General features: G+C 69.7%; 22 protein-coding genes. 7 read left to right on the top strand and 15 right to left on the bottom strand.

The window, feature by feature from the left end; translation table 11 throughout:
• Positions 1-694: 694 nt before the first annotated feature.
• Positions 695-2,242 (bottom strand): S41 family peptidase, encoded by a 1,548-nt coding sequence (locus BMZ45_RS02285; RefSeq protein ID WP_139215363.1) that lies wholly within the window; start codon positions 2,240-2,242, stop codon positions 695-697.
• Between the two features lie 142 nt (positions 2,243-2,384).
• Here BMZ45_RS02285 and BMZ45_RS02280 point away from each other — a divergent pair, with 142 nt between their 5' ends.
• Positions 2,385-3,710: a winged helix-turn-helix domain-containing protein gene (locus tag BMZ45_RS02280; RefSeq protein WP_175488890.1), complete on the top strand. Its 1,326-nt coding sequence runs from the start codon at positions 2,385-2,387 to the stop codon at positions 3,708-3,710.
• Between the two features lie 172 nt (positions 3,711-3,882).
• Positions 3,883-4,953, top strand: coding sequence for a hypothetical protein (locus tag BMZ45_RS02275; protein WP_091631946.1), 1,071 nt, complete (start codon positions 3,883-3,885; stop codon positions 4,951-4,953).
• Between the two features lie 120 nt (positions 4,954-5,073).
• On the opposite strand, the gene BMZ45_RS02270 is transcribed toward BMZ45_RS02275, so the two are convergent.
• The 7 genes from BMZ45_RS02270 to purM form a co-directional block, all read right to left on the bottom strand.
• Positions 5,074-5,772: a DUF3108 domain-containing protein gene (locus BMZ45_RS02270; RefSeq protein ID WP_091631943.1), complete on the bottom strand. Its 699-nt coding sequence runs from the start codon at positions 5,770-5,772 to the stop codon at positions 5,074-5,076.
• Positions 5,772-6,485, bottom strand: a complete 714-nt coding sequence (locus BMZ45_RS02265) for a DUF3108 domain-containing protein (RefSeq protein WP_091631940.1) — start codon at positions 6,483-6,485, stop codon at positions 5,772-5,774. Before BMZ45_RS02265 ends, BMZ45_RS02270 begins: the two co-directional genes overlap by 1 nt.
• A gap of 94 nt (positions 6,486-6,579) precedes the next feature.
• Positions 6,580-7,242: a phosphoribosylglycinamide formyltransferase gene (purN, locus tag BMZ45_RS02260; RefSeq protein ID WP_091631938.1), complete on the bottom strand. Its 663-nt coding sequence runs from the start codon at positions 7,240-7,242 to the stop codon at positions 6,580-6,582.
• 94 nt (positions 7,243-7,336) lie between these two features.
• Positions 7,337-7,744 carry a DUF4259 domain-containing protein gene (locus BMZ45_RS02255; protein ID WP_091631935.1) on the bottom strand — a complete coding sequence of 136 codons (408 nt, stop codon included), beginning with the start codon at positions 7,742-7,744 and terminating at the stop codon, positions 7,337-7,339.
• A 117-nt stretch (positions 7,745-7,861) separates the two neighbouring features.
• Positions 7,862-8,338, bottom strand: a complete 477-nt coding sequence (locus BMZ45_RS02250) for a hypothetical protein (RefSeq protein ID WP_091631932.1) — start codon at positions 8,336-8,338, stop codon at positions 7,862-7,864.
• Positions 8,335-8,943, bottom strand: coding sequence for a DUF2238 domain-containing protein (locus BMZ45_RS02245; protein WP_091631930.1), 609 nt, complete (start codon positions 8,941-8,943; stop codon positions 8,335-8,337). Before BMZ45_RS02245 ends, BMZ45_RS02250 begins: the two co-directional genes overlap by 4 nt.
• 108 nt (positions 8,944-9,051) lie before the next feature.
• On the bottom strand, positions 9,052-10,080 hold the full coding sequence (gene purM / locus BMZ45_RS02240; RefSeq protein ID WP_175488959.1) for a phosphoribosylformylglycinamidine cyclo-ligase: 1,029 nt from the start codon (positions 10,078-10,080) through the stop codon (positions 9,052-9,054).
• Positions 10,081-10,239: 159 nt separating this feature from the next.
• Between purM and BMZ45_RS02235 the strand changes: the two genes are divergently transcribed.
• From BMZ45_RS02235 to BMZ45_RS02220, 4 genes are all read left to right on the top strand, one after another.
• Positions 10,240-11,313: a DUF2066 domain-containing protein gene (locus BMZ45_RS02235; protein WP_091631925.1), complete on the top strand. Its 1,074-nt coding sequence runs from the start codon at positions 10,240-10,242 to the stop codon at positions 11,311-11,313.
• 74 nt (positions 11,314-11,387) lie between these two features.
• Complete coding sequence (locus BMZ45_RS02230; RefSeq protein WP_091631922.1) at positions 11,388-12,539, top strand: AI-2E family transporter; 1,152 nt, start codon at positions 11,388-11,390, stop codon at positions 12,537-12,539.
• A 45-nt stretch (positions 12,540-12,584) separates the two neighbouring features.
• Positions 12,585-13,280, top strand: coding sequence for a DnaA regulatory inactivator Hda (hda, locus tag BMZ45_RS02225; protein ID WP_091631919.1), 696 nt, complete (start codon positions 12,585-12,587; stop codon positions 13,278-13,280).
• A 126-nt stretch (positions 13,281-13,406) separates the two neighbouring features.
• Entirely contained in the window at positions 13,407-13,748 is a 342-nt protein-coding gene (locus tag BMZ45_RS02220) for a hypothetical protein (protein WP_139215362.1), read from the top strand.
• A gap of 378 nt (positions 13,749-14,126) precedes the next feature.
• On the opposite strand, the gene BMZ45_RS02215 is transcribed toward BMZ45_RS02220, so the two are convergent.
• The 7 genes from BMZ45_RS02215 to cysG form a co-directional block, all read right to left on the bottom strand.
• Positions 14,127-14,765: a dioxygenase family protein gene (locus BMZ45_RS02215; RefSeq protein ID WP_091633967.1), complete on the bottom strand. Its 639-nt coding sequence runs from the start codon at positions 14,763-14,765 to the stop codon at positions 14,127-14,129.
• Positions 14,766-14,817: 52 nt separating this feature from the next.
• On the bottom strand, positions 14,818-15,546 hold the full coding sequence (gene bluB / locus BMZ45_RS02210) for a 5,6-dimethylbenzimidazole synthase (RefSeq protein WP_091631913.1): 729 nt from the start codon (positions 15,544-15,546) through the stop codon (positions 14,818-14,820).
• Positions 15,547-15,589: 43 nt separating this feature from the next.
• Positions 15,590-16,141, bottom strand: a complete 552-nt coding sequence (locus tag BMZ45_RS02205) for an RNA 2'-phosphotransferase (protein WP_091633964.1) — start codon at positions 16,139-16,141, stop codon at positions 15,590-15,592.
• A gap of 42 nt (positions 16,142-16,183) precedes the next feature.
• Positions 16,184-16,882, bottom strand: coding sequence for an N-acetylmuramate alpha-1-phosphate uridylyltransferase MurU (gene murU, locus BMZ45_RS02200; RefSeq protein ID WP_091631911.1), 699 nt, complete (start codon positions 16,880-16,882; stop codon positions 16,184-16,186).
• Complete coding sequence (locus BMZ45_RS02195; protein WP_091631908.1) at positions 16,879-17,895, bottom strand: aminoglycoside phosphotransferase family protein; 1,017 nt, start codon at positions 17,893-17,895, stop codon at positions 16,879-16,881. The genes murU and BMZ45_RS02195 overlap by 4 nt, the downstream gene beginning before the upstream one ends.
• Before the next feature lie 154 nt (positions 17,896-18,049).
• A complete protein-coding gene (cysK, locus tag BMZ45_RS02190) occupies positions 18,050-19,030 on the bottom strand; it encodes a cysteine synthase A (RefSeq protein WP_091631905.1) in 981 nt (326 codons plus the stop codon).
• Between the two features lie 34 nt (positions 19,031-19,064).
• Entirely contained in the window at positions 19,065-20,492 is a 1,428-nt protein-coding gene (cysG, locus tag BMZ45_RS02185; protein ID WP_091631903.1) for a siroheme synthase CysG, read from the bottom strand.
• A gap of 286 nt (positions 20,493-20,778) precedes the next feature.
• Here cysG and BMZ45_RS02180 point away from each other — a divergent pair, with 286 nt between their 5' ends.
• Positions 20,779-21,762, top strand: a complete 984-nt coding sequence (locus tag BMZ45_RS02180) for a LysR family transcriptional regulator (protein WP_056182892.1) — start codon at positions 20,779-20,781, stop codon at positions 21,760-21,762.
• Positions 21,763-21,783: the final 21 nt, after the last annotated feature.

Below are 21,783 nucleotides of genomic sequence, written 5' to 3'. Positions count from 1 at the left end.
CATCTGTTGATGCTCGCGAATGCGCAGGAAAGAGTATGGATATAGCGCCAGAAAAAATAGGAAACGGAGATGTAATCGATGACGTCAAATGGTTGATAGGGGCGGAGCGGATCAAGTCGCAAGCAGTTAAGCGCCTAGGCTCTCCGAGAGACCTGCCCTCAGGAGAGTCTGCTTGGAGCTATGGCACTAGGCGTGAGGGGCGCGACTGCCATGAAGATGGCACGTACACGAGCACGTTCTATGTTCGCTACGCGATCATATCGATGAATTTTGATGCTCGGTCCTGCAATGTCAAAGAAAGCGCATACATATCTTCAACCGCTGAGGTAGACCCGTTTGGCTCCGAAGCTGCCATCTCAGAGGAAGCCATGAGCTGTGAGCGGTTTGTCGCTCGCGAACAGGGGAGGTAGCAGCGATTGAGAAAATCCGCTGGGGCAGGAGAGCAAAAGATCTATCTGGGAGATCTATCTGGGACACCCACAGTTCCGTACTAGCCTGACATCAGATTCAGACTTTTCTGGCTGCGCAAGCACGACAGACCCGAGATGCTGGCCTCATGACACAGGCTCGCTCTTCGCTAATTCCGCCCGGCCAGGCCGGCGTAAGCAGGGGTCAGAGTGGACTTTTTCGGCAAGTCGACTCTGCACCTGTTCCGGTCGAGTAATGAGCAGTTGCTCCGCACCGTCTCGCATAACTATTCGCCTTTGACCGTTTGCGCAGCCCGCTTGAGTTCGGGTCCGTCCGCCACGATCCGCAACGCCCGCGCCAGCACAGGATCGTCCGCGCCGGCCACTAGCGGCGTCTCGATCGCGATATCCGGCACCACGCCTCGCGCTTCCGTGTTGCCGCTGGGACGGATCAGGTAGGCCTTCGGGAACTTCACTTCGATGCCGGTGCGCGAGAGGGTGAAGCTTTCCGAGGCGCCGTAGCTGGTGGCGAGGTCCGAGGTTTCCTCGCCCAGCACGGTCGCGAAGCCGTAGTCCTGCGATAGCGCGGCGACGGTGACGGTGTTGGAGTAGGAGCGGCGGTCGATCAGCAGGTAGACCTTGCCGCGGAAGCGTTCGCCCGCGCGCGGTTGCGTCATCGGGATTTCGAAATCGAACACTTCGCCCAGGCGATGCCGGGCGTAGGCGCGGGCGTATTGGCGCGAGGTCGCGTTGCGTTCGGAAGCGTCGGCGTCCAGGCGCTTGCGGTTGCTGTCGATCGCGGCCTGGCTGGCCTTGACCTTGAATTCGGAGACGAAACGGAACGGTCGGTCGGCGTACCAGGCGACCATCAGGTCGCTGAAGGAGTTGTCGCCGCCGGGGTTGCTGCGCAGGTCGATCAACAGGGTTTTGGCGTCGGCCCTCAGGAAACTGCGGAAGGCTTCATCGATGAAGGACGAGAACGCGGCGTAATCCCACATGTCGGCCGCGCCGGGCGTGTTGTTGTAGAACGGGCCCGGTCGCAGGTAGGCGACGCCACCATCGAGCATGCGGTACTCGCGTCGATCCCAATCCAGCTCCAGCGACTTGGGCTGCGCGGCAGCGGCGGCGCGCATCTGCGCCTGGGTGCGTGCCGGCAGGCTCAGGTCGGCTTCGTGGCCTTGCGCGTCGCGGATCCGCAGAGCGTAGCTGTCGCGCGGGCCGTGCTCCAGCCACACCAGGGCCGGCAACCACATTTCCATCTGCGCTTGGGCTAGGTAGTCGTTGTCGGCCGAGACGTGGCGGCTCAGGCCTCGCAGCCAGGTCGCCGCGGGTCGGCCGTCGATCGCGACGATCTCGGTGCCGGGCGCGGGGGCGGGCTGGCCGCTGAGGTTCTCGCTCACGCGCAACTTGCCGGCGACCGCGCGCAGCGACAGCGGGAAGGCGCGGCCGCCGCCTTCGCGGTAGCTCTGGAACGCGGGCAACGGGAAGGCGATGTTGGCGTGCGCGATGCGGCCGTAGGCGGCGAAGGTCTGGAAGCGGGTCTGTACCTCGAACGCGGTCAGCGGACGGTCGAAGGTGGCGTGCATGCGGGCGTAGAGGGCGTCGTACTCGGCCCGGTTGCGGCGCGCGTACAGGTCGTAGTGGGAATCGCGCAGGCGGCGGTAGAGCTCCTCGAACTCGGCGCGGACCTCGGCGGCGGCGATCCGGGTCTCGGCAGGGACGGGTGTCGTGGGTTGAACCGCGAGCTCGGCCGAGGCGGCCTGGTGGCCGCAGCCGACGCCAAGGAGCAGGGTCAGGGCGAGGGCGGGCAGGGCTTTGAAGGCTGGCAGGGGCATGCGGCGCTCCGGGCGGGACGATGGGGTCGGCCTCGCCGGGATGGGCGACGGCCGGTGCTGCCGCCATTCGCGCCCAGACGCTATCGTAGGGCAAGGACGGTTTCCTCCTTTTTTCCTGACCAATCCGAAGGCGGGTGCGGACGTGGGGTTTGCGGCGAACAACACGGCGGGGCCGGCGGCGATCGAGGTCGGCGAGTGGCGCGCGCTGCGTGCTTCGGGCGAGCTGATCGGCGCCGACGGCGTGCAGCGTCTGGAGCTCAAAGTCATGGACCTGCTGTTCGCGCTGGCCGCGCGGCCGCAGGCGGTGCTATCGCGCGACGAGCTGTTCGCGCAGTTGTGGCCGGGCCTGGTGGTGGGAGAGGACACCCTGGCGCGCACGGTGTCCAAGCTGCGCAAGGCTCTGGGCGACGACTCGCGCGAGCCGCGCTATATCGAGACGCTGTCCAAACGCGGTTATCGCCTGATCGCGCCGGTGCGTGCGCTGGAAGCCGCAGTGCCTGGGTCCGCTGAGGCGGTTGTGGTCGAAGCGCCGAGTACGCAGACGCCCGAGCCCTCATCGTCACCTACGCCAGCGCTTCGCGCCCGCACCCGCCTGCGTCCGTTCGCGCTGGCCTGCGCTGCGGGCGTGGCGGCGCTCGCCCTGGTCGGGTGGCTGACACTGTCGCTGCCGCAGCCGGCCGGCGCGCAATCGCGCGCGATCGCCGAGCGCGCGGGCGATTTCTACATGCGTTTCTCGCGCGCCGACAACGAGGCCGCGATCGATCTCTACGAGCGCCTGATCGCGACCGATCCCGACTATGCACCGGCTTACGCCGGCCTGGCCAACGCGCTGGTACAGCGCGTGCTGCGCTGGCCGCATCCGCCGGGGCAGGGCGCGGAGTACACCAAGCTCGGCGACGCGCTGGCCAGCGGCAACCTGGAGACAGCGACTGCACGCGAGACCTTGCGGCGCGCACGTCAGATGGCGGAACAGGCGGTGCGCCTGGCGCCGGGCGATGCGGCCTCGCACAAGGCGCTGGGTTTCGTACGCAGCGCGCAGGCGGATTTGGACGGCGCCCTCGCTGCGTATCGGCAGGCGCTGGCCTTGGATCCGGATGCGTGGGCGCCGTTGATCAACATCGGCGACGTGCTCGAGATCAGCGGGCGCGACGAGGCCGCGCTGCCGTACTTCGAAGCGGCCTACGCCGCGATGACGCGGGTCTACGATCAACAGAAATCGCAGTTGCTGCCGTGGTACGCCGAAACCGGCGTATTGGTGGCCGACCGCCATCTGGCCCTGGGCCACACCCGCGAGGCCGAGCAGTGGTACCGGCGCGTGCTGGAGTTCGCGCCCATGCATCCGCTCGCGACCACTCGACTGGCACGGCTGCTGCGCGAGAGCGGTCGCGCGGACGCGGCACGGCGTTTATGCGCGGACCTGCAGCGTCGCGTCGGTCGCGATGCCGGTTGCGCGTCGCCTGCCGGCTGATGCGCAGCGGGGTTCGCGCGCTAGGTACACTCCCTGGGCCGATGCCGACGAAGGCTCGCACTTTCAGGTGAGCGGTGCGGCGTTTACGGTAGGGGAACGATCACGGAACGCCATCGCCTGGCCTCGATGCCGCCGGCGCGGCGTATGACGCACGCCTTTTGACGGAGACGATATGGACCTCGATACGCTCGTACGCGGGGGTGCCGGCCGTGGCGATTACAGCCATCTGCTGCCGTTCGCCTGGATGCTGCCCACCTATTACGCGGCGCCGGCGGGCAAGGTGATTCCCTCCAGCGGCGCACCGCTGCTGCAATTGCCCGATCCGGATCTGCAGGCCCGCGCCCAGCGTCTGCTCAACGTGCTGTATTGGACGGCGCAGCGCCATGCCAATCTCGACGGCATGGTCGACGAGCAGACTTTGAAAGTCTTCCTGGCGCCAGAGTTCCTGTTCCGGAAAGGAGCGCAAGCCGCCACCGCAGCCACCGATGCCGGTTTCGGCGCCTATCCGGAATCCCTGCGCCACGAGTTGGCCGGAGCCCTGTATAGCGCGATTAATGGGACGCCGTTGTTCAAGAACTGGCTGTTGGTAGCCGGCAGCCTGTGCGCGTCGCTAACGCAGCGAAGGGGCTTGCTCAACTCCATCTTGGTGCTGCGCGGCCAGCGCGCGCAGATGGATGCATCGCCGCCGTACGTGCTGCTGGAAAAGCTATACCGTCCGCGCCTGGACGACGCCGCTGCAGCGCGCCTGGCCGACGCCGACCAGAGCCTGGCCAGCCGCTACGCCTTGGACCCGGAGCAAAGTCTGGACAACCTGATTCGCTGGGATGGAATGATGCTGGGCGTGGAGTTGGGCCTGGACCACGGCCAGCAGACCCTGCGCAACGATATGAACTACTTGGGTCGCGTGCTCGGGCCGGAGGTGCCGGGCCTGGACCTGCAGCTGATCGCCTCCTGCGGCACGTCCATCATCGACCCCTCCTGCGCGGTCAGGGGCGGCGGACTGGTCGTTCTGGCCGACGGCCAGCACACCGCCAGCCAGGCTTCGATCGAGCCGCGCTTCCAGATCGGCCGCCACGACGCGCAACGCGGCGTGTTGGTTCCCTTGCCGTCCAGCGATATCGTGTTCAGCGAGCTGCCGCGCGGCGACGATTACCAGATCGATTACATGCGAGGACGCTACGCCCAGCTCGGGCGGCGGCAAGGGGTGTGGTCCTGCAAGGCGAAAATCCCGCTGCAGGCGTGAGGATAGTCGCGCCGGCCGCGGAGGACGGCATCGACAGGCCGGTCGAACCTCGTGCGCCCTAGAACGAAGAGCCCCGCGATCGCGGGGCTCTCGTTGTCGTTCATCGGGCGAGAACGGACCTCAGCGCACGCCGCGCACGCGCAGGTCGATCGCGTCCTGGCCCTTGTCGCGCTGCAGAATGCGCGCGGGCACCGGCATGCCGTCGACGACCCAGGCGATGGTCTGCTTGTCGCCGTTGCTGCTGATCAGCTTGGTCGCGGTCTGGCTCTTGCCGCCGATGTCGATGCTTTCCTTGCCGGCGATGGTGTAGGTGAGCTGCTTGACGCGGCCGTCCTCGACCATGCGGTAACTGATGGGTTTGCCGGCGCCGGCGTCGCGCACCAGGGCCAGGTTGATCAGCAGCGCGTCCATGTCGCCCGCGAGCAGCGGGATCGGGCCGGCGCGGTTGGCCTTGACGTCGCCGGTCCAGGTGGCGACGCCGCGGTTCCAGTCGTAGTTGGCGTTCTTGACCTGCTTGCGGGTCAGCACCTTGCTGGAGTCGCTGCCCGAGATCGGGCGCCACTGGCCGCCCTTTTCCTCGAACACGGTCGACTGGCTGAGGTTGGCCAGCGGGCTGCTGACTTCCAGGCTGTACTTCCAGCGGCCGGGCCCGGCCGCGGCCAGGGTCATGCGGCCGTTGCCCTGCATGCCCATGTAGCTGGCCGTGTAGTCGGCGCTGAAGGGCTTGATCGCGAGCGCGGGCAGGCTGGTCAGCGCCAGCGCGCCGGCCAGCAGCCAGGGCGACGGACGCAGCGACGGAACCTTGGGGGTAAGGGCCATCAGTTCACTCCTCGATATTCGACCAGACGCAGGTCGTAGGTATCTTGACCGTTTTCGCGTTGAAGAATGCGAACGGGGGTCGGAACGCCTTCCACGACCCAGATCACGGTCTCTTCGTTGCCGCTTTGGACCCGGTTCACGCGCATGGCGTTGTAGCCCATGTCGGCGACCGACACGCTTTCCAGTTCCTGCGCGACCACGTATTGGTGCGGACGCACGCGGCCGCCGTCGACGAAGCGATAGCCCAGGGTCTTGCCGGGCTGGGCGTCGCGGATCACGGCCAGATTGATCAGCAGGCCGCTCATGTCGCCGTCCTGCAGCGCGATGGGCTTCTGCCGGCTTTCCTTGACGTCGCCGGTCCAGCGCGCGCTGCGCTTGTTCCAGTCGTAGATGCCGATCACCTGGCGCTTGGAAAACACGACCTTGCGCACCAGCGCCTGGCTGAGCGGGCGGTAGGTATCGCCGACCACGTCGAACACCGTGCTCTGCTGCGCGGCCGCGCCGGCCAGGCCCATCATGCCGTGCTCGGCGCGGATATCCAGGTCGATGCGCCAATGGCCGCCGGAGGGCACCACCTGCATGGTCGCGTCGCCCAGCACCTTGCCGCTGTTGTAGACCTGGTAGTCGGCCACGAACGGCTCCAGCGCGGACGCGCGGGCGGGGAGCAGCGCGCCGAGCAGGACGGCGGCGAGCAGGGGCAACGGTGACTTCATGGCGGGAGCGGGGTCCTTGGGGCGCGAGGGCGTCGACGGACGAGTGGGGCGGAGGGGCGCTTATGCGTATTGGACCGGGCGTACGCGCTCGGGTTCAGGGCTGCAGCGTGTGTCCGGCGGAATCTAAACGCAGGGGGGTAAATAGCGGATGACCATCCAGGGTCACGGTTGCGCCCTGTTCAGCAATCCGGCCCGCGACCGCCAGTCGCAGCGTGGCCAGCAGCAGCGGGTGTTCCACCGAAAGTACGCGCGCGGCCAGGGTCTCGGGGTCGTCGCCGTCGGCGATCGGCACCACCGCCTGCGCGATCACCGCGCCGGCATCGAGCTCGGGGATCACGAAGTGCACGCTGGCGCCGTGTTCGCGGTCGCCGGCCTCGATCGCGCGCGCATGCGTGCGCAGGCCGCGGTGGCGCGGCAGCAGCGAGGGATGGATGTTGAGCAGGCGGCCGCGGAAGCGTTGGACGAAGTCGGCGCCGAGGATGCGCAGGTAGCCCGCGCACAGCACCCAGTCCGGCCGGCAGGCCGCGACCGCGTCGCCTAGCGCGGCATCGAAGGCCTCGCGCGAGGCGTAGGCGCGCGGATCGTCGCTCCAGCGCAGCGCCGCCGGCACCCGTTGCAGCGCCGCCGCGCCAGGCTTGTCGGAGCGCACCCCGACCACCTCGGCGGCCAGACGGCCGTCGGCGATCGCGTCCAGCACCGCCTGCAGGTTGCTGCCGCGTCCCGAGGCGAGGACGGCGATGCGGGGAAGCTGGGGCATGCGGGCGGGATTCGGGAGCGGGCCCGCATTTTAGGCGATCCGCTGCGGTGGGCGCGGTTCGGGCCGCGATTGCGCCGTCTCGCGACGGCCGCGCTCAGGCGCCCACGTGCGAGCGCAGGCGCGCGACGTCGGCGCACCAGTCCTCGTAGTCCTCGGTTTCTTCCCACAGTTCGCGCAGTTCCGAATCCGGCGCCAGGACGCGCTCGAGCGCGCGCAGCGCCTCGGGCACCAGGCTGGGGTCGCCCTGCAACTGCAGCCGCGCCAGCCAGGCCTGGAATTCGGTTTCGTCCTGGATCGCGGCGGTGGGCCGGCCCAGGGTGGCGGCCAGCACTTCGATCGCGGCCAGCGCTTCCACCGCCAGGTCGGAATCCAGGTAGTCGTCTTCCGCCAGCACTTGCGCGATCGCCGCGCGCATCGGCGCGAGATCCTCGCCTTCGATCAGGTCCAGCAGCCAATCGCTGGCGTGGTCGTTGTCGAACGAACCGATGCCCCAAGCGCCCATGCGTCCTCCGTGACGGCGGGCCGGCGCCGTGTGGATGGGTCAGCGCGGGCGCGGCCAAGCCGCCTGCGAACGGGCAGTGTCGCAAGAAAGCGGCGGCGGTGCGCGTTCGCGGCGCCTTCAGTCCGCGCCTGGCTCCAGCGCCAGCAGGGCCTCGTGGGCGGTGACGGCGTCGGCGCCGCCCTGGGCGGCGATGGCTTCCAGCACAGGGCGCAGGGCGCGCGCCTGGCGCGCCAGCTCGGGCGCCAGCGCCTGCTGGTCGCGGTCGGGCTCGAACGACAGCGCCAGGTCGAAGAAGGCCTCCAGGGCGGTGCTGCGCGCCCAGCCCTGGCCGTGGCGCATCAGTTCGCCCAGAAACGGCAGCACCGCCAGCGCGATCGCGTGGTAGGTGCCGGCGTGGTTGTTGCCCACCGCGTACAGCACGGCGTGATAGGCGCTGTCGCTGCTGGCGCGGTCGTGCGCATGCAGGGCGTCGGCCAGCGCCGCGCGCACCTGCGCGGCGTCGCTCCATTGCGGGCGCTCGTAGGCGTCCCAATCGACCGCGGCGACGCGGCGCTCGAAGTCCTGCAGGGCCGGCGGCAGCGCGACGACGTTCATGCCCGGGCGCGGCGACGCGGCCAGGCCGCGAACGAACCCAGGGTGGCCAGGAACATGTCGGTGTGCGCGTCCCAGACGTCGCCCTGCTGGCCGTTGTAGGACTCGGCCGCTTCCGGCGACATGCCCAGCGCGATCGCCCACTCGATCCATTCGTAGATCAGGCTGGTGCACATGATCGCGGCCACCGCGAGCACGAACGCCTGACGCGCGCTCAGCGCCGGCCAGCGCTGGCGGAAATACTCGCGCACCGCCGGCGCGAAGCACACGCCGTAGAGGAAATGGATCAAGCGGTCGAAGTGATTGCGTTCAAAGCCCAGCGCGCGATCCAGCGACCAGCCGCCGGTCAACCATTGGATCCAGCGGTCGTAGGGCACGTAGGAATACAGCCAGCGCGCGGCCACGCAGTGGGCGATCATGAACACGCAGATCGCGATGAAGTGGCTATCGCGCATCGGCCAGCGCCGGTTGTGCAGCCACAGCCAGGCCAGGCCGACCACGGTCAGTACGCTGTGCATGCCTTGCTCGAAGGGGCTGGTCGGGGCGATCCAGCTGATCGCGAACACGGCCAGGACCGCGGCCAGCGCCGCCTTCTTGACGGCGTTCATGGCTTGGAGCAAGAAGTGAGCGTGGAGTAGTGAGCAGCGAGCGAAAGCGCCCGCTCAACGAAGATATTGCCTTTACTCACTCCTCTCTCCTCTAAGCTCACTCCTGCTTCAACCGATATGCACGCGTTCGCCGTCGGCGTGCGCGACCACCCGGCCGATGCGCCAGTTCGCCAACGCCATGCGCTCCAGCTCGGCTTCGATCTCGGCGGCGTCTTCCGGCGCCACGATCAGCACGAAGCCGATGCCGCAGTTGAAGGTGCGCCACATTTCTTCCTGGGTCACCGCGCCTTCGCGCTGCAGCCACTGGAACACCGGCGGCAGTTCCCAGGACGCGGCGTCGATGGTCAGACCCAGGCCGTCGGGCACCACCCGGATGATGTTCTCGGTCAGGCCGCCGCCGGTGACGTGGGCCATGGCGTGGATCTTGTGCGCGCCGCCGTTGGCGCGCAGCAGCTCCAGCACCGGCTTCACGTACAGGCGGGTCGGCGCCATCAGCGCGTCGATCAGCTTGACCCCGCCCAGGTCGGTGTCGGCCGGGCGGCCGGCGCGGTCGTAGATGCGGCGGATCAACGAATAGCCGTTGGAATGCGGGCCGCTGGAGGCCAGGCCGATCAGCAGATCGCCCTCGCGCACGCGGCTGCCGTCGAGCAACTGCGACTTCTCGACCGCACCGACGGTGAAGCCGGCCAGGTCGTACTCGCCCGGCGGGTACATGTCGGGCATTTCGGCGGTCTCGCCGCCGATCAGGGCGCAGCCGGACTGCTCGCAGCCGGTCGCGATGCCGCTGACCACGGCCGCGGCGGTGTCCACGTCGAGCTTGCCGGTGGCGAAGTAGTCGAGGAAGAACAGCGGCTCGGCGCCCTGCACCAGCACGTCGTTCACGCACATGCCGACCAGGTCGATGCCGATGCTGTCGTGACGGCCGAGCTGCTGGGCCAGCTTGAGCTTGGTGCCCACGCCGTCGGTGCCCGAGACCAGCACCGGCTCGCGGTACTTGCCCGACAGGTCGAACAGCGCGCCGAAACCGCCCAGCCCGCCCATGACTTCGGGGCGGAAGCTGCGCTTGACCATCGGCTTGATGCGTTCGACCAGGGCGTTGCCCGCGTCGATATCGACGCCGGCATCGCGGTAGGTCAGGGGAGTGGGAGCGTCGGGGATGGAAGCGGTCACGGCGGCTCCGGCGGGCGCGAGTAAGAGGAGAAGCCCGACATTTTACCAGTCGCGGAGCGCGCGAATGGACGTTCCGGCCCCACTACGGCACCATTTCATCCATTACGCACCTATCTAGGGACAGCGATGGTTCGGGCAATCCGCGTTTTACTGGTCGCGACCCTGCTGCTGGCGAGCTCTGCCGCCTGGGCGCAGCGTGTCGAAGGCGATCGTGCCAAGGCCGAGGGCGTTTACGCGGCCGAAGTGCCGGTCAACGGCCAGGGCGAGGCCGAGCGCAACGCGGGCTTCGCGCGCGCGCTGGCGCAGGTGCTGGGCAAGCTGTCCGGCGACCGCGGCGCGGCCGCGCGCCCCGGCGTGGGCCAGGAACTGCGCCGCGCCAAGGACTACGTGGCCGGCTACGACTACCGCCAGGACGAGGGAGTGGGCCCGACCGGGGCGCCCAGCTACCGCACCACCTTGGTGGTCAATTTCGACCAGTCCCAGGTCGACAGCCTGGCCTCGGTGCTGGGTTTGCCGGTCTGGCCGACCCCGCGCCCCAAGCCGGTGCTGTGGCTGGCCATCGACGACGGCAGCGGCCCGCGCCTGGTCGGCCTGGCCCAGGCCAACGCCGCCCGCTCCACCCTGAACCGCGCGATCGAGCGCGGCTACCGCCTCGGTCTGCCCACCGGCAACGCGGCTGAACAGGCCGCGGTCGGCGCGATCTGGCGCGGCGACAGCGCCGCGGTCGCGCGCGCCTCGGCCCGCTACAGCCCGCCGATGCAGCTGATCGGCAAGCTCTACCGCTCCAAGGCCGGCTGGAAGGCCGACTGGATCTTCGTCGACGGCGGCAAGGTGCTGTCGACCTGGACCAGCGAGGAGGCCGACGCCCGCCGCGCCATGGCCGGAGGCGCCGACGGCGCCGCCGACGCCCTGATGCGCCGCTACGCCAAGCGCGGCACCGCCGCCGGCCCGCCGGGCAACTACCGCGTGACCTTCACCGGCATCACCAGCAGCGACGACTTCATCCGCCTGTCCGGCTACCTGCAGCGGCTGGCGGTGGTGCGCCGGATCACCCCGGTACGCGCCAGCCCCAGCGGGGTCGAGTTCGAGCTGGAGCTGATCTCCGGCCTGCAGGGCTTCAAGCGCATGACCGAGGGCGACGACGTGCTCGAGGCGCAGGAAGGCCTGGAAGGCCAGCCGCCGGTCTACCGCCTGCGCTGACCGGCTAGGCTGAGCCTTACCGCGATGCGCCGCCCGCCGGCGCGTCGCCCGCATGGAACCGATAGGACCCCCGGATGGAAACCACCCCCCTGCACGACATCGCCCAATTCCTGCGCCGCCTGCAATGGGCCGCGCTCGGCCTGGGCGCGTGCTGGCTGCTGTGGCTGCTGGCGCCGATCCTGACCCCGTTCGTGGTCGCCGCCCTGCTGGGCTGGCTGGGCGATCCGCTGGTCGACCGCCTGGAACGCGCGGGGCGCTCGCGCAACGTCGCCGTGACCCTGGTGTTCACCGCGATGGCGCTGTTGGTGCTGCTGGTGCTGGTGATCCTGGTGCCGCTGATCGAGCGCCAGATCTCCACCCTGATCGCCTCGCTGCCCAGCTACCGCGACTGGTTCATGAACACCGCGCTGCCGTGGGTGGAAACGCGCACCGGCCTGGAGATCACCACCTGGCTGGACCTGGAGCACATCAGCCAACTGGTGCGCAGCAACTGGGAGCGCGCCGGCGGCGTCGCCAGCACCCTGCTGGGCTATCTGTCGCGCTCGGGCTTCGCCCTGATCGGCATGGCCGCCAACATCGCCCTGCTGCCGGTGATCACCTTCTTCTTCCTGCGCGACTGGGACCTGATGGTCGCGCGCGTGGCCTCGCTGGTGCCGCGCAACCATCTCGACACCGTCGGCCGCCTCGCGCGCGAATCCAGCGACGTGCTCGGCGCCTTCCTGCGCGGCCAGTTCCTGGTGATGCTGATCCTGGGCGTGATGTACGGCCTGGGCCTGTGGGCGGTGGGCCTGGACCTGGGCATCCTGATCGGCCTGATCGCCGGCCTGCTGACCTTCGTGCCCTACCTGGGCCCGGCCAGCGGCATCATCCTGGGCACCATCGCCGCGCTGGTGCAGTACGGCGATTGGAAGTACGTCGCCGGCGTGCTCACCGTGTTCGGCATCGGCCAGCTGATCGAAGGCTATTGGCTCACCCCCAAGCTGGTCGGCGACCGCATCGGCCTGCATCCGGTCGCGGTGATCTTCGCCGTGCTCGCGGGCGGCCAGCTGTTCGGTTTCCTCGGCATGCTGCTGGCGCTGCCGGTGGCGGCGGTGGCCAACGTGCTGCTGCGCTACGCCCAGGAGCGCTACACCCGCAGCCGTTTGTACGCGGGCACGCCGTCGTCGATCCTGCTGGAGCCGGGCCCGCACATCGTGCCGGCCCCGGCCGAGCGCGAAGCCGAGTGAGCCTGTTGCGATCCGCGATGAGTCTGCCGTGATGAACCTGCAGCGATGAGCGTGCCGCAGCTGCCTTTGGCGCTGCGCTACCCGCCGGACCAGCGACTCGACACCTTCGTCGCCGCGCCGGCAGGAGCGATCGCGCAAGTGCGCGCGCTGGCCGAGCAGGCCGGCGGCGACTGGCTGTACCTGGCCGGCCCCGCGGGCGTCGGCAAGACCCACCTGCTGCTCGCCGCCTGCGCCGCGGCCGAAGCCGCCGGCCGCCGCGCCGCCTACCTGCCGTTGGTCGCGGCCGCCGGGCGCCTGCGCGACGCGCTCGAAGCGCTGGAAGGCAACGACCTGCTGGCGCTGGACGGCCTGGACGTCATCGCCGGCACGCGCGAGGACGAGATCGCCTTGTTCGACGCCCACAACCGCGCGCGCGCCGCCGGCGCGGCGGTGATCTACGCCGCGCGCGAAGCCCCCGACGGCCTCGCCCTGAGCCTGCCCGACCTGCGCTCGCGCCTGTCGCAATGCGCGCGCATCGCGCTGTCGCCGCTGGACGACGACGGCCGCGCCGACGTGCTGCGCCAGCGCGCGCAACGCCGCGGCCTGGTGCTGGAGGAAGCCGCGCTGGACTGGCTGCTCAAGCGCGTCGACCGCGACCTGGCCGGCCTGACCGCACTGCTGGACCGCCTCGACCGCGCCTCCCTGGCCGCGCAGCGCCGCATCACGGTGCCGTTCCTGAAGCAGACGCTGGAGCAGCGTTGAGGCGCGGGTAGCGCCCGGGCCTGTTCGGGCGTCGATCGGATCGGCGATGGTCGGAGCAGGGCTTGAACACGTGCATCGATCATGCGAGATGATCGGGCGGCGAACGGCCAGTTTCGGGAGCTTTGCGTGTCGTACGAACTCTGGAGCTTTGTCGGATATGTCCCGGCGTTGGTGTCGATAGGCTTGACCGTGGCGGCTCGCAAATCCTGGGCCGTGTTCGTGACTGTTGGGGTCGCGTTGCTGATCGCGTCGACCGCGCTGGCTATCGTCAAACCTTCTTTGACCGTAGGGCGAGTGAGCCCGATCTGTCTGATCGGCTATGAAACCTGGGCGGTGATAGCGTGCATCGCGGTCAGCGCATGCGTGGTAGGCCTGTGGCGCTGCATAACCCGTCCCGGCATTGCGACTGCCGTCGTTGCGACCGCGCCGTCCTTCATGGCCCTGTACATGGGTGCCTGGATTTCCTGAGGCGAGAACAGGAACAGGCGCCCCACCTGGCAAGGCCGGCACGGTTGCTTCCTGTAGGAGCGGCGCAAGCCGCGACCGCGACATCGGCTTGCGTCGAATGTGGGTGTCGCCGCGCTACCAATCGCGGCTTACGCCGCTCCCACAGGAAGCAGGGGGCACGCGCCTGTGTGCACGATTGTGGTTGCGGTCATCGCAAGCTTCGCCGTAGCGACGCACCCACCACTGTGGGAGCGGCGTGAGCCGCGATCGCGGGACTCGCTTGCGTCGTGAGCGGGGTGCCCAGTGGTAGTCGCGGCCCGCGTCGTTGTCGCAGTGGCGCGGTCGCGGCTTGCGCTGTTCCTACCCCGAGGCCGCGAATCAGTACGTCGGGCCAGCGGCTCAACGCCCGCAGCGCGCATACCCCGGCACGTTCAAGCCCAGCACGATGTCGCGTTGCACGCGCCAGCCCGTGCGCGCGTCGCCTTGCGGATGGGCGATGCCGTTGCCGCCGTAGGCCAGGCCTTGTTGCGCGCGGCGCGCGGCGGTCAGGCGCGGGTCGTCGTCGAACAGCACGTCGCCCAGGTAATAGGTGCAGCGCCCCGGCTCGATCACGTGCATGTGGATATGTTGCGGCTCGTCGCTGGTCGGGTAACCGCCGGGACGTATCGTGCGGAAGCTGTAGCGGCCTTGCGCATCGCTCACCGCCCAGCCGCGCAGGCGACCATGGCGCGCGGTTTCGCCGGACAGGCGCGGATCGCGCGGGTACACGCCGCCGCGATCGGTCTGGTAGGCGTAGACGATCACGCCCGGCACCGGCTTGCCCGCGGCGTTGCGGACCTGGCCGCTCAACAGCAGGGCTTGCCCAGGTTCCTTGGCCGGCGCGATCCGCGATGCGCTGGTCAATTGCGCCGGCTTGCCGTCGAACACCGCCTCGCAGCCTTCGCAAGGCAAGCCGACGATGGGTTCGGCCGCTCGGGCGCTTGCGAGGGCGCCGCACAGCAGCAAGGCATGCAGGCAGGCGATGGCGGCTCCACGCATGATCCGCTCCCAATGAACGCTGCCCGCGGACGCAGTGGCGGGCGGACTCATCCTAACCGCCGCGAGTCGGGTCCCGATCGGGCTCGCCGGCCAGCAGCGCGCTGCGCAGCGCCGGGTCCTGTACCTCGCCGCCCCAGACGTTGGCATGCACCAGATCCTGCAGCGGCAGGCGCGAGCGCCAACCGCGCGTTTGCAGCTCCGGTCGCTCCAGGAACTGGCTGACATAGCCCAGGCACAGGTAGGCGAGCGGCTCGACGCCCTCGGGCAGACCGAGCACGCGCGCCAGTTCGCGGGGTTCCAGGATGCTGACCCAGCCCACGCCGATGCCCTCCGCGCGCGCGGCCAGCCACAAGTTCTGCACCGCCAGGCAGGCGCTGAACAGGTCCGCGTCGAGCATGGTGTTGCGGCCCAACACATGTTCGCCGCCGCGGCCGCGGTCGCAGGTAATGCACAGATTGATCGGGCTTTCGACGATCCCTTCCAGCTTGAGCTGCCGATAAAGTTCGGCGCGTTCGTCGCGGTAGTTGTGCGCGGCCTGCGCATTGGCTTGCGCGTGCAGAGCCTTCACTTCGTGCTTGACCGCCGGATCCTCGACGACGATGAAGTCCCAGGGCTGCATGAATCCCACCGACGGCGCATGGTGCGCGGCGCGTAGCAGGCGCTCCAGTACGTCCGCAGGAATCGGGTCGGGCAAGAACTGCGAACGCACGTCGCGGCGCTCGAAGATGGCGCGGTAGACGCCGCCGCGTTCCGCGTCGGAGAAACGGTGCCCCGCGCTCATGCGACCATGCTCCTGTGGTGGCGTCGCGTTGCGGGCGCCGGCCTCATGTCTGCGCCGGCCATTCGATGAATTCCGCAGGGACCGCGTCGGTCAGCCACACGCCGTTGTCGGCGCGGAAGAAGGTCGCGCCGCGCGCGTGCATGTCGCCCGCGCGTACCTCCAGCACGACCGGCCGCCCGTGGCGGCTGCCGACCTTGAACGCGGTGTCGCGATCGGCCGACAGGTGCACGTGCTGGCGGCTCTGCTTGCGCAGGCCCTCGACGCGGATCGCGGCGGCGTGGCGGGTGGCGGTGCCGTGGTACAGCCGGGCCGGCGGCTCGATCGGCGCCAGGGCCAGGTCGATGTCGATCGAATGGCCCTGATTGGCGCGTATGCGATCGCCGTCGTCGCTGAGCTTGAAACGCTGCTTGTCGTTGTCGCGCACCAACTCGCGCAGCAGCTCGCGGTCGTAATGTTTGCCGTGCGCGGCCGCCTTGGCGATGAGTTCGTTTACGTCGACCCAGCCTTCCGCATCCAGGCGCAGGCCGATGGCCTCGGGTTCATGGCGCAGGATCAGGCTGAGGAATTGGCTGAGCGGCTTGTGTCGGTCGGTCATATCGCCGCGCATGCTAGCAGTTCGCCGGGCGATGCCTGGCGCTCAGCCCGACAGCGCCGCGTCCAGGTCGGCCAGCCGCTGCGGCGTGCCCACGTCGGTCCAGCGGCCGCGATGGTGTTCGCCATGGATGCGGCCCTCGGCCATGTGCGCGCGCAGGATCGGCGCCAGACGGAAGCGCGGCGGCGTTTCGGCGGCGCCGGCGTCGCTGCTGTGCGCGCGCCACCCGTCCAGCAATTGCGGGCGATACACGCCGAGGCCGGCGTAGGTGAGGCGGTGCGCGCCGTCGCTGCGCACCAGTCCGTCCTGATCCAGCGCGAAATCGCCCTGGGTGGCCTGCGGCGGGCGATCGACCATCACCAGATGCGCCAGCCCCTCGGGCGCGCGCGGCAGACGCGCGAAGTCGAAGTCGGTCCAGACGTCGCCGTTGACCAGCAGGAAGGGCGCGTCGCCGAGCAAGGGCAGGGCGTGCAGCATGCCGCCGCCGGTTTCCAGGGGCGTGGTGCCTTCGTAGGAATAAACGATGCGCAGGCCCCAGCGTGCGCCGTCGCCGAGCGCGCGCGGGAACTGCTCGGCCAGCCAGGAGGTATTCACCACCACCTCGCGCACCCCGCACGCCGCCAGCTTTTCCAGATGCCATTCGATCAGCGGCTTGCCGGCGACCGCAAGCAGGGGCTTGGGCGTGGTGTCGGTGAGCGGGCGCATGCGCTCGCCCAGTCCCGCTGCGAAGATCAGCGCCTTCATGGCGCGAGCCTCGCCAGTGCCGGACGGATGCGCGTCTCCAGCAGCTCCGCCAGCGCCTGCAATTCGGGATAGCGCGGCAGCACTTCGTCCAGATAGGCGATGAAGCGCGGCGCGTCGGGCAGATACTTGGTCTTGCCGTCGCGGTAATGCAGGCGCGCGAAGATGCCCAGGATCTTGAGGTGCCGTTGCACGCCCAGCCAGTCGGCGTCGCGACGGAAGCGCGCCAGCGCCGGCACCGGCACGCCCGCGGCGACGGCGCGCTGGTGGTAGCGCGCCAGCCAGCCGTCGACGCGGTCCAGCGGCCAGCTCAGGAACGCGTCCTTGAACAGACTGATCGCGTCGTAGGCGACCGGGCCGCGCACGCAGTCCTGGAAGTCCAGCACCGCCGGGCCCGGCTGCACCGGCATCAGATTGCGCGGCATGAAATCGCGATGGGTGAGCACCTGCCGCTGCGCGAGCGCGTTGTCCATCAGGCGACGCTGCACCAGCTCCAGACGGTCGGTGTCGTCGCAGTCGAGCTCCAGGCCCAGATGGCGGCGCAGGAACCATTCCTCGAACAGACCCGCGTCGCGCTGCAGCAGGGCTTCACCGAACTCGCCCATGCCCTCGGGCGGGGCGATCGCCTGCAGCTTCAACAACTGCTCGATCGCGGCATCGAAATAGGCGTCGGCGCTGTCGGCGTCGATGATCTGGGCAAGGGTCGGGCCGCCCAGGTCTTCCAGCAGCAGGAAGCCGTGTTCGGTGTCCTCGACCAGCACGCGCGGCACGCGGACGCCGCCGCCTTCGAGCAGCGCGCGCATGCGCAACCAGGGGCGTACGTCCTCCAGCGTCGGCGGCGAGTCCATGACGATGGCGCTGGCGGGCATGCCGGCCGCGTCGGGCGCGGCGCGCCAGTAGCTGCGGAAGCCGGCGTCGACCGAGGCGCGCTGCAGTTGCAGGCGGCTGTCGCCGGTGGCGCGGCGGGCCCAGGCGAGGCGCTGGTCGGCGCGCTCGTCGGCGTGAGGCTGGGTCATGCGATCTCCGCGCGGCCAAGGGGGCCGCGAGCGCACAGGGTAAACGCCCCGGTGCGCGCGGTGAATGGCGGGTCGCGGATTGGGCGCGGGGCGCGTATGGGGGGCGCGCGCGCAGGGCGATCGCGGCTCACGCCGCTCCCCCAGGCAGCGGGGCTCAGGCCGCCACGCTGTCTTCCTGCGCCAGCGCCGCCAGCCATTCGTCGTCGGAGCCTTCGGCCACGCCTTCGAACAGGAAGGTCGAGAGGTAGCGCTCGCCGGTGTCGGGCAGCATCGCCAGCAGCACGCTGCCGGCGGGCGCCTGCTCGGCGACCTGCAGCGCGGCGGCGACGGTGGCGCCGGCGGAGATGCCGACGAACACGCCTTCCTCGGCGGCCAGGCGGCGCGCGGTGTCGCGCGCGAGCACGTCGTCGACCGGACGAATCTCGTCGGCCACGCCGCGATCCAGCACCGCCGGCACGAAGTCCGGGGTCCAGCCTTGGATCTTGTGCGGCTGCCAGTCCTTGCCGCTCAGCAGCGAGGCGCCGGCGGGTTCGGAGGCGATGATCTTCAGATCCGGACGCGCGAGCTTGAGCACCTGGCCGGCGCCGCTGAGCGTGCCGCCGGTGCCCCAGCCGGTCACGAAGTAGTCCAGGCGCTTGCCGGCGAAATCGCGCAGGATTTCCGGGCCGGTGGTGCTGCGGTGGTAGGCCGGGTTGGCCGGGTTCTCGAACTGGCGGGCCAGGAACCAGCCGTGTTGCGCGGCGAGTTCGGCGGCCTTGCGCACCATGCCGCTGCCGCGCTCGGCGGCCGGGGTCAGGATCACCTTGGCGCCGTAGGCGCGCATCAGTTTGCGGCGCTCGACCGAGAAGGTTTCGGTCATCACCGCCACGAAGGGATAGCCGCGCGCGGCCGCGACCATGGCCAGGGCGATGCCGGTGTTGCCGGAGGTCGCCTCGACGATGGTCTGGCCGGGCTTGAGCGCGCCGCTGCGTTCGGCGTCGAGCACGATTGCCAGGGCTAGGCGGTCCTTGACCGAGCCGCCCGGGTTGAAGGATTCGACCTTGGCGTACAGCGAGACATGCGCCGGCGCGATCCGGTGCAGTTTGACGATGGGCGTGTTGCCGATGGTGTCGAGGATGCTGTCGTAGAGGGCCATGGCGGTTCCAGGAATCGAGAAAGAGGGGGCGGACTCAGGCCGCGGCGGCCAGCACCGGCGCGTGGCGCAGCGGCGCGGCGCCGTACCAGTGCAGGCGTTCGGCCAGGCCCGCGACTTCGCCCAGGATCAGCAGCGCCGGCGAACGTACGTCGTGCGCGAGCGCGGCCTCGGGCAGCTCGGCCAGGGTGCCGACCACGGTGCGCTGGTTCGCGCGCGATCCGTTCTCGATCAGCGCGAACGGCGTGCTCGGCGCGCGGCCGTGGGCGATCAGGCGATCGCGCATGCGCTCCAAGCCGGCCACGCCCATGTACACCGCCAGCGTCTGGCGCTCCTGCGCCAACGCGGCCCAGTCCAGGCTGTCGTCGGAATCCTTGCAGTGCGCGGTCACCAGGCGCACCGCCTGGGCGTGATCGCGATGGGTGAGCGGCACGCCGGCGTAGGCCGCGCAGGCGAGCGCGGCGGTGATGCCGGGCACGACCTCAAAGGCGATGCCGTGCGCGCGCAGCACTTCGATTTCCTCGCCGCCGCGCCCGAACACGAAGGGATCGCCGCCCTTGAGCCGGACCACGCGCTTGCCAGCGCGCGCATGCTCCAGCATCAGTTCGTGGATACGGTCCTGGGTGGTGTGATGATCGCCGGCCTGTTTGCCGACTTCGATGCGCTCGGCGTCGCGCCGCGCCAGCCGCAGCACTTCGGCGCTGACCAGACGGTCGTGCAGGATCACGTCGGCTTCGTTGAGCGCGCGCAGGCCGCGCAGGGTCAGCAGGCCCGGATCGCCCGGGCCCGCGCCGACCAGCACCACCGAGCCGCGCGGCGTGCGCGGTTCGCGCGTTTCCAAGGCTTCGGTAAACGCGCGTTCGGCGGCGCGATGGCGGCGTTGGCGCAGCAGCGCCGGCAGCGGGCCGTCGAGCAGACGGTCGAAGAAACGCCGGCGCGCGCCCAGGTCGGGATAGTGCGCGCGGATGCGCAGGCGTTCGCGCCCCAATAATTCGGCCAGTTCGCCCAGCGAGGGATCGAGCTGGGTTTCCAGGCGTTCGCGCAGATGGCGCGCCAGCATGGGTGCGCCGCCGCCGCTGGAAATCGCGATCTGCAGCGGTCCGCGCTCGATGCGCGCAGGCACGTGGAAGCTCGAGGCCTCGGCGTCGTCGACCACGTTGACCCAGACCCGGCGCGCTTCGCCGGCGGCGGCGACCGCGCGATTGACCTGCGCATCGTCGGTAGCCGCGATCGCCAGCCAGACCTCGTCCAGCCAGTGCTCGGCGAACTCGCCGGGCAGATGGCGGATGCGGCCCTGTTCGGCCAGTTGGACCAGCGAGGCCTGCAGGGCGGGCGCGCCGACCCGGACCTGCGCCCCGGCCTCCAGCAAGGCCTCGACCTTGCGCTGCGCGACCGCGCCGCCGCCCACCACGAGAACGGCGCGGCCGCGCAGGGCGGCGAACAGGGGGAAAAGACCGGTGCTCATGTTCAAGAAAGGGCGCTGTCGGGCCGAAGACGATGGGGCGAACCTACAAACCCCGGCCCGGCGGGGGAAATGACGCCCCCGCCTGTGCCCATGCCCTAACGGCATGAGCGCGGGGCCGCCGGCGGGCCGACACTACTGGACAGCGGCCGCGGGCCGGCTTAGGCTATAAATCCTTCTATCCGAATAGAGAGATAAACGTGGACGCGATGTCGTGCCGGATGCCCGGGTGTTGCCGCGCCGTCGCTTGCCGCCGTCCTCTCGTCTCCCTGTTCCGGATTCCGCCGTTATGACCCTCACCCAGCTGCGCTACCTCGTCGCGATCGCCGATTCCGGCCTCAACATCACCCTGGCCGCCGAGCGCGTACACGCCACTCAGCCCGGTCTGTCCAAGCAGCTCAAACAGCTGGAGGACGAACTGGGCTTCCAGTTGTTCGTGCGCAAGGGCCGCAGCCTGGAAGCGATCGCGCCGGCCGGCGAGCGCGTGCTTGCGCATGCGCGCCGCATCCTCGACGAGGCCGGCAACATCCGCGCCTACGCCGCCAACGAGCGCGGCCAGCACGCCGGCCGCCTGGTCCTGGCCACCACCCACACCCAGGCGCGCTACGTGCTGCCGCCGGTGATCGCGAACGTGAAGCGCGGTTTCCCGCAGGTCAGCGTGCACCTGCAGGCGACCGCGGACGGCGAGGTGCTGGAGCATCTGTCGCACGGCAACGCCGACCTGGCGGTGATCAGCACCGCCGGCGCCGCGCCCGAAGGCGGGCTGGCGGTGCCGTTGTTCCGCTGGCGCCGGGTGGTGCTGGTGCCGCGCACGCATGCGCTGGCCTCGCTCAAGCGCGCGCCCACGCTGGCCGAACTGGCCGCGCATCCGCTGATCAGCTACGAGTCCTCGACGCGTCCGGAATCCTCGCTGCGCCGCGCCTTCGCCGCCGGCGGGGTCGAGCCGCAGCTGGCGATGACCGCGCGCGACGCCGACCTGATCAAGACCTATGTGCGCGCCGGATTGGGCGTGGGCGTGCTCGCCGAAATGGCGGTGACCGGCCGCGACGAAGATCTCAAGGCGCTGACCGCGCCCGATGCGCTGCCCGAATGCGTGACCTGGGCGGTGATCCCGCGCGCGCGCGTGCTGCGCGACTACGCGCTGGAACTGCTGCACGGCCTGGCCCCGCAGATCGACCGCCGCGACCTGCGGCGCGTGCTCGAGGGTAACCTCGAAGCGCAGTGGCCGCGTGCGCCCAGTTGGGAAGAGTTGATGCGTACGGCTGCGGTCTGAGCGCAGCGTTCGGGCTGGCTC

The organism is Lysobacter sp. cf310 (assembly GCF_900114355.1).
In the GTDB taxonomy this organism is placed as follows: Bacteria; Pseudomonadota; Gammaproteobacteria; order Xanthomonadales; family Xanthomonadaceae; genus Lysobacter.
Note: the sequence above shows the minus strand (reverse complement) of the source record. Positions and strands in the feature narration are given on the sequence as shown.

Coding starts and splice junctions, on each gene's coding strand:
- hda (WP_091631919.1), top strand. CDS start 12,585: ATGAGCGTGCCGCAGCTGCCTTTGGCGCTGCGCTACCCGCCGGACCAG.
- BMZ45_RS02230 (WP_091631922.1), top strand. CDS start 11,388: ATGGAAACCACCCCCCTGCACGACATCGCCCAATTCCTGCGCCGCCTG.
- BMZ45_RS02205 (WP_091633964.1), bottom strand. CDS start 16,141: ATGACCGACCGACACAAGCCGCTCAGCCAATTCCTCAGCCTGATCCTG.
- BMZ45_RS02270 (WP_091631943.1), bottom strand. CDS start 5,772: ATGGCCCTTACCCCCAAGGTTCCGTCGCTGCGTCCGTCGCCCTGGCTG.
- cysG (WP_091631903.1), bottom strand. CDS start 20,492: ATGAGCACCGGTCTTTTCCCCCTGTTCGCCGCCCTGCGCGGCCGCGCC.
- BMZ45_RS02235 (WP_091631925.1), top strand. CDS start 10,240: ATGGTTCGGGCAATCCGCGTTTTACTGGTCGCGACCCTGCTGCTGGCG.
- BMZ45_RS02180 (WP_056182892.1), top strand. CDS start 20,779: ATGACCCTCACCCAGCTGCGCTACCTCGTCGCGATCGCCGATTCCGGC.
- bluB (WP_091631913.1), bottom strand. CDS start 15,546: ATGAGCGCGGGGCACCGTTTCTCCGACGCGGAACGCGGCGGCGTCTAC.
- BMZ45_RS02250 (WP_091631932.1), bottom strand. CDS start 8,338: ATGAACGTCGTCGCGCTGCCGCCGGCCCTGCAGGACTTCGAGCGCCGC.
- BMZ45_RS02245 (WP_091631930.1), bottom strand. CDS start 8,943: ATGAACGCCGTCAAGAAGGCGGCGCTGGCCGCGGTCCTGGCCGTGTTC.
- BMZ45_RS02195 (WP_091631908.1), bottom strand. CDS start 17,895: ATGACCCAGCCTCACGCCGACGAGCGCGCCGACCAGCGCCTCGCCTGG.
- BMZ45_RS02285 (WP_139215363.1), bottom strand. CDS start 2,242: ATGCCCCTGCCAGCCTTCAAAGCCCTGCCCGCCCTCGCCCTGACCCTG.
- BMZ45_RS02275 (WP_091631946.1), top strand. CDS start 3,883: ATGGACCTCGATACGCTCGTACGCGGGGGTGCCGGCCGTGGCGATTAC.
- cysK (WP_091631905.1), bottom strand. CDS start 19,030: ATGGCCCTCTACGACAGCATCCTCGACACCATCGGCAACACGCCCATC.
- murU (WP_091631911.1), bottom strand. CDS start 16,882: ATGAAGGCGCTGATCTTCGCAGCGGGACTGGGCGAGCGCATGCGCCCG.
- BMZ45_RS02215 (WP_091633967.1), bottom strand. CDS start 14,765: ATGCGTGGAGCCGCCATCGCCTGCCTGCATGCCTTGCTGCTGTGCGGC.
- BMZ45_RS02255 (WP_091631935.1), bottom strand. CDS start 7,744: ATGGGCGCTTGGGGCATCGGTTCGTTCGACAACGACCACGCCAGCGAT.
- BMZ45_RS02265 (WP_091631940.1), bottom strand. CDS start 6,485: ATGAAGTCACCGTTGCCCCTGCTCGCCGCCGTCCTGCTCGGCGCGCTG.
- purN (WP_091631938.1), bottom strand. CDS start 7,242: ATGCCCCAGCTTCCCCGCATCGCCGTCCTCGCCTCGGGACGCGGCAGC.